Below are 2,360 nucleotides of genomic sequence, written 5' to 3'. Positions count from 1 at the left end.
GTCCCGGCGGCGGGCCGCCGCGGCGGGCGGGGCCGGCCGCGTTCCTGCTTCCAGCGTGCTCCTGCCCGGGCCGGCGGGCCACAGCGGCCGGCGGCCGCGCCACCGCCACGGGGTGCCGGTGTCAGCCGAGCTCGGCCAGCAGACCGGGGTTGACCAGGCCGACGACGGCCCGGACGTCGGCCTCGCCGACCGCCGGCCAGAGCACCCTGCGGGCGGCCCGGTAGCGCTCGGCGAGCCGCAGGCGGTCGGCCCTGGGCAGCTGCGCCGCCCGTTCCGGCAGCGAGTTGTGCGCGTTGTCCGCGATCTTCAGCAGGGCCGCCGAGTGGTCGCCGGCGATCTGCGCCAGCATCTCCTCGTAGGGCGTGCCCGGGACCTTGGTGACCCGCCGGACGGTCGCCACCACGGCGGACGGCACCCCGGCGCGCAGCAGGTCCTCGGCGGTCAGCGGGGTGTCCTCCAGCACGTCGTGCAGCAGCCCGGCCATCTGCAGGCCGGTGCCGAACGGGGCGAGGCCGGCCGCCACCGCCCGGACGTGCTCGACGTACGGCACGCCGATCTTGTCGGTCTGCCCGGCGTGGGCACGGGCGGCCAGGGCATCGACGTCGGCCAGGGCCGGTTCGGCCACGGTGGTCTCCCCTCGGGTACGGCGCCGGGCCCCGACGGCCCGTCAGTCGCGGCGAAATATAGTCGGCCGGGCCGACGGGAAGGAGCAGCAGGGTGCGGGTGACACCGATCTCCGCGGAACGGCTGACCGCCCTGGTCGCCGACCGGGTCGAGCAGGCCGCGCGGAACGCGCCGTGGGTGCGGGTCGCGGTGGACGGCGCGGCCGCCGCCCGGCCGGGCGCGCTCGCGGACGCCCTGGTCGGGCCGGTGCGGCTGCGCGGCCGCCCGGTGCTGCGGGTGTCCGCCGCGGACTTCCTGCGGCCCGCCTCGATCCGCCTGGAGTACGGCCGGCAGGACGCCGACGCCTTCCACGACCTCTGGCTCGACGACGGCGCGCTGCTGCGCGAGGTGCTGGCACCGCTCGACCCGGGCGGCAGCGGACGGGTGCTGCCCTCGCTGTGGGACGCCGTCGCCGACCGGGCCACCCGGGCGCCGTACACCGAACTGCCGCCGGGCGGGGTGTTGCTGCTGGACGGCCCGCTGCTGCTCGGCCGCTGGCTGCCCTTCGAGCTGACGGTCCACCTCGCGATGGGCCCGGGCGCGCTCGCCCGGCACACCGCCGGGGCCGAGCGCTGGACGCTGCCCGCCTTCGCCCGCTACGAGGAGGAGACCCGGCCGCGGGAGGCCGCCGACCTGGCGGTGAAGGTCGACGACCCGCGGCACCCGGCGCTCGTCGAGCCCTGAGCACGGAGGGCACGGGCCCTCCCCGCGGGTAATCCCGTTGCCGCCGGACGGGCCCGGCCGGGATGCTCGGCGGATGTCCGAGAGCGCCTTCGCCCCCTACCCGAAGATCCCGGAGCGGGCGGCGCTCAGCCGGTCCGCCGTCCGTGCCTGGGCCGCCACCGAGAAGGTGCACGGCGCCCACCTCGCCCTGCTCTGCGAGGACGGCGCGGTCCGCGCGGCCAAGCGGCGCGCGCTGCTGGACGGTGACGCACTCGACGGCTTCTTCGGCCTCGCCCGGATCTGGCCGGCCCTCTCGGTGGCGGCCGGCCGCGTCGCCGCGGCCCTGCGCGAGGAGCTCCGGGCCGCGGGGCGGGTGGTGCTGTACGGCGAGCTGTTCGGCGGCCGCTACCCGCACCCGGCCGTCCCGCCGCAGGACGGCGCCCAGGCCGTGCAGACCGGCGTCTGGTACGCGCCGGGCCTGCACTGGTCGGTCTTCGACGCGGTGGTGGAGGTCCACGGGGAGCGGTGGTGGGCCGGCGACGCGGCGCTGCGCCGGGCCGCGGCGGCGGCCGGGCTGCCGTGCGCCCCACTGCTCGGCGAGGGACCGCTGGTACGGCTGCAGGAGCTGCCCGCGGCCTTCCCGAGCCTCGTCCCCGCCGGGTTCGGCCTGCCGCCGCTGGCGGGCAACCTCGCCGAGGGGTACGTGCTGAAACCCGCCGGGGCCGTGCCGGTGGCCGTCGGCCGGCCGGTGCTCAAGGTCAAGCAGCCGGGCTTCGCCGAGGACGCCCGCTACCGCGGCGCCCGCCCGTACACCGCCCCGCCCGGCGGGGCGGCCGGCGTGCCCGGCTGGCTGGTCGAGCAGGCGGCCGTCCTGCTCACCCCGGCCCGGGCGGCCGCCGCCGTCTCCAAACTCGGCCCGGCGGCCGCTCCGGCGGAGGTCGCCGCCGAGATCGCCCGGGACACCGTCGAGGACCTCGCGGACCGGCTCGGCGGTGTCGAGCACGGCGAACTCCCGCTCGACGGAGGCGATCCGG

Annotated in this window: 3 protein-coding genes; 2 read left to right on the top strand and 1 reads right to left on the bottom strand. The window is 78.6% G+C overall.

Going from position 1 to position 2,360, the window contains the following annotated elements; genetic code table 11:
* Positions 1-121: 121 nt before the first annotated feature.
* Positions 122-625 (bottom strand): HD domain-containing protein, encoded by a 504-nt coding sequence (locus ABZ641_RS33430; RefSeq protein WP_359987999.1) that lies wholly within the window; start codon positions 623-625, stop codon positions 122-124.
* A 92-nt stretch (positions 626-717) separates the two neighbouring features.
* Here ABZ641_RS33430 and ABZ641_RS33425 point away from each other — a divergent pair, with 92 nt between their 5' ends.
* Both ABZ641_RS33425 and ABZ641_RS33420 read left to right on the top strand, forming a co-directional pair.
* Positions 718-1,347, top strand: a complete 630-nt coding sequence (locus ABZ641_RS33425; protein ID WP_359987996.1) for a uridine kinase — start codon at positions 718-720, stop codon at positions 1,345-1,347.
* Between the two features lie 73 nt (positions 1,348-1,420).
* On the top strand, positions 1,421-2,360 hold a 940-nt coding region (locus ABZ641_RS33420; RefSeq protein ID WP_359987993.1), incomplete at its 3' end, for an RNA ligase family protein.

Source organism: Kitasatospora sp. NPDC007106, from assembly GCF_040634455.1.
Classification (GTDB): domain Bacteria; phylum Actinomycetota; class Actinomycetes; order Streptomycetales; family Streptomycetaceae; genus Kitasatospora; species Kitasatospora arboriphila.
The sequence above is the reverse complement of the archived record's forward strand: the minus strand, read 5'-3'. Positions and strand labels throughout refer to the sequence as shown.